Source organism: Terrabacter terrae (assembly GCF_039529575.1).
Classification (GTDB): domain Bacteria; phylum Actinomycetota; class Actinomycetes; order Actinomycetales; family Dermatophilaceae; genus Terrabacter; species Terrabacter terrae.
Genome location: NZ_BAAANB010000041.1, coordinates 1 through 3,406, shown reverse-complemented (window position 1 = coordinate 3,406; position 3,406 = coordinate 1). Strand labels below are relative to the sequence as shown.

The window sequence follows — 3,406 nt, the reverse complement described above, 5'->3', positions numbered from 1 at the left end:
CCATGGCAGCAGCTCGCTGCGCCTTCTCCGACTGCAGGAGCCAGAGGATCCGCTGCTTCGCCCGGTCGTCGGAACCACCGTCTGGCGCCGAACGCCCGGCCTCGAGGAATGGCACGAACTCACTCCTCTCACCCGGGTCGCCCTACTCCTCAATTAGAACATGTGTTCGAGTCAATGGGAAGGCTTGCCCACAGGTGACAAGCACCTTTCAATCGGCTGGCGGCTCCGGCTCAGGCTGGCGCCGTGGTCGCGACTTTCGTCGCGTGAGGAGCACTCCCGCGATGCACAGGGCGCCACCGACATAGGTCAGCGCCGGCGGCACCTCGGACAGCAGCGCCCAGGCGATCAGGGTCGCGATGAAGGGGACGAGGAAGGTCGTGAGCGTCAGAGTCCCTGCGTTGCTGCGGGCGAGCACGTAGGCCCAGGTCGAGAAGGCGATGGCGGTCGGGAAGACTCCGAGATAGGCGATCCACCACAGTGTCGACGGGTCGCTCTCGCGGACGACCGTGACGAGCTCGCCGCTCCAGGGCAGGCAGACCACGGCCCCGATGACGCAGGCCAGCCAGGTGACCTCGGGACCCGGCAGCCGCCCGAGGAGGGGCTTCTGGGCGAGGACGCCGACGGCATACGTCACGGCAGCGAGGATGGCGAGCCAGACGCCGACCAGGTCTCCGGAGCCGCCCGACGAGGACCCACGCGCGATGACGACGACCCCGGCGAACCCGACGGCCATGCCGATGAGCAGCCAGCGGGTCATCTTCTCGCCGAGGAAGACCGTGGCGAGGAGGGCCACGATGATCGGACCCACCTGCACGACGAGGGCGGACGTCCCCGCGTCGATGCGTCGCTCAGCGGCGTTGAGGGCGAGGTTGTAGACGCCGAACCAGCCCACGCCGCAGAGCAGCAGGAGCGGCCAGTCCCGCTTGGCGGGCCACGTGCGCGGACGCCGGAAGACCAGGACGCCGAGGGCGACGGACGCGACCAGCAACCGGCCCAACGAGAGGGCACCCGGCGGCACGTCGCGGCCGAGGTGGCGGATCGCGACGAACGCCGAGGCCCAGAGCAGGAGCGTGACCGCCACGGCGGCGAGGACGAGCACGTGCGCCCGTCGCCCGGGGCTCGGTGCCAGGCCCGTCGTCGAGTCCGTCGTCGTGGTGCGGGAACGGTCGCTCACCCGGCGACCGTAGTCCCCGCCACCGACAGACGTCTCCAACGGGCAACGTCCCCCGGAGCCGCCTTGTCCGCACCGGTCCTGGCAGCGGCCCGCAGCCGCCTGCACCGGCTCACCCCGAGCAGGCGGGGCGGCCCACGGGGGCGGCGCTCTCGTCCTCCAGGAGCTCGGCATCCACCGCGCCACCGACGTCATCGGGGGGTATGCCGCGTGGCGCGCCTGGCGGGACGGGCGCGCGTAGGCGCGCACACGGCATACGGCATACGGCTCGGGGCAGAGCTCAGTGGCCGGGACCCGTGACGATCTTCGCGCGCTCGGACTCGTGGGCGCCGCCCTTGGCGTCGAGGGTGCGGCAGGCCTCCTCGATGTCGCGAGCGAGCGTGTCGACGTGCTCCCGGCTCATCGTCTCCTTGACGAGCGCCCGCATGATCGTGACGTCCTGCGCGTCGGGCGGCAGCGTGTACGCCGGCACCATCCACCCGCGCTCGGCCGAGAGCTGCCAGGCGAGGTCGAACTCGTCGAAGTCCTGCTCACCCGTGAGACGGAAGGCCACGAGCGGGAGCTGCTCCTCGTAGCGGTCGATGAGCTCGAAGCGCCCCATCTTCTCGAGCTCGTCGCCGAGCATCCGGGCGTTCTCCTCCATGTTGCGCATGATGTAGCTGTAGCCCTGCCGGCCGAAGCGCACGAAGTTGTAGTACTGCGCCAGGACCATGGACGACCCCGTGGAGAAGTTGAGCGTGAACGTCGAATCCGTCTTGCCGAGGTAGTTCTCCTCGAAGACGAGGTCGGGAGCCAGGTCGGCGGTCTCCCGGAAGACGAGCCAGCCGATGCCGGGGTAGACGAGGCCGAACTTGTGGCCGGAGACGTTGATCGAGCGCACCTGCTCGAGCCGGAAGTCCCACGGCGAGTCGGGGTAGAGGAACGGCCACACGAACCCGCCGCTCGCGCCGTCGATGTGCAGGGGGACGTCGAGGCCGCGCTCCTGCTTGAGCTGCACCAGCAGGTTGTTGATCCCGACGACGTCGTCCTTGTGGCCGGTGAAGGTCGTGCCGAGGACCGCGGCGACACCGATCGTGTTCTCGTCGACGTGGGCCGCGACGTCGTCGGGCCCGATCGTGTACTTGCCCGGCTGAAGCGGCACGATGCGCGGCTCGACGTCGAAGTAGCGGCAGAACTTCTCCCACACGACGTGCACGTCGCCGCCGAAGACGAGGTTGGGGCGCTCGACCGAGCCACCCTCCCGCTGCCGACGGGTGCGCCAGTTCCACTTCAGGGACAGCGCGCCCAGCATGATCGCCTCCGAGGAGCCCTGGGTGCGCGCCCCGGTGGTCGGGCCCGGCGCGTGGAAGAGGTCGGCGAGCATGCGGATGCAGCGCTGCTCGATCTCGGCCGTCCGCGGGTACTCGGCGTGGTCGATGAAGTTGCGGTGCAGGTTCTCGGCGATGATCCGCTGCGCCTCGGGCTCCATCCACGTGGTCACGAAGGTCGCGAGGTTGCGCGCGGGGTCCCCCTCGATGACCAGGTCCTCGGCGACGAGGCGCATGGCGTCGACCGCCGTCATTCCGGTGTCAGGGAACTCGCGGCTCGGCACCTCCTGTGTGATGAAGCGGTTGCCGTAGAGGGCGGCGACGGCGTCGAGCTCGGACGGCTTGGTCGGTGTGGTCATGCTGGTACTCCTCGGAGGGGTTGGCTCTGACTGGGTTTCGGGGTCACGGCGGCGTCGAGTCGCTCCGTGTCGCGTCACGGGGTCCGGCGGGCCGGGTGGGGGCCACGGCTCGTCGCCAGGCCGGCAGCATCAGGGCCGCGCCGACGAGGAAGCACGCGGCGCCGAGGAACGTCCCGGCGACTGCGACGCGCGCGTTCAGCACCCCGTCGGTGCTCGGCACGACGTAGCTGGCGAGCGCCGAGGCCATGAAGAGGATCGAGCCGGCCAGGTTGACCCAGGCGATCCGCCACGGGAACGACCTGGGCTCGAAGGTCAGCAGACGCGCCGAGACGGCGAGGACGGCATACGTGCTCGACGCGAGGAAGAGCACGGAGCCGTAGAGGTCGGGGCGCCAGACGTAGCGGTTGGCCTCGGCGGCCGTGGCGTTGTGGGTCAGGGCGGCGACGGTGCTGACGTTGAAGCACAGGGTGCCTGGGAACTGCAGGGCCGCCGCGAGCCAGCTGCGGTCGTGCGGGGCCCAGCCGACGAGCCGCACGGGCGCGCGCCGGTGCTGGCTGTCCTCGTCGACC

Annotated in this window: 3 protein-coding genes; all 3 read right to left on the bottom strand. The window is 70.4% G+C overall.

Translation table 11 applies throughout. The features are described 5' to 3' along the window. Positions 1–208 precede the first annotated feature (208 nt). Positions 209–1,174 (bottom strand): DMT family transporter, encoded by a 966-nt coding sequence (locus ABD194_RS18750; RefSeq protein ID WP_343994311.1) that lies wholly within the window; start codon positions 1,172–1,174, stop codon positions 209–211. Positions 1,175–1,451: 277 nt separating this feature from the next. Continuing rightward, the gene (gene gad, locus ABD194_RS18745; protein WP_343994309.1) at positions 1,452–2,837 is read right to left on the bottom strand and encodes a glutamate decarboxylase; all 1,386 of its coding nucleotides are present in this window, start codon (positions 2,835–2,837) and stop codon (positions 1,452–1,454) included. Positions 2,838–2,880: 43 nt separating this feature from the next. Continuing rightward, positions 2,881–3,406: hypothetical protein (locus tag ABD194_RS18740; protein WP_343994307.1), on the bottom strand; the 526-nt coding region annotated here is incomplete at its 5' end.

Bases quoted from the DNA above. Each gene is read 5' to 3' on its own strand.
- gad (WP_343994309.1), bottom strand. From the start codon at position 2,837: ATGACCACACCGACCAAGCCGTCCGAGCTCGACGCCGTCGCCGCCCTC.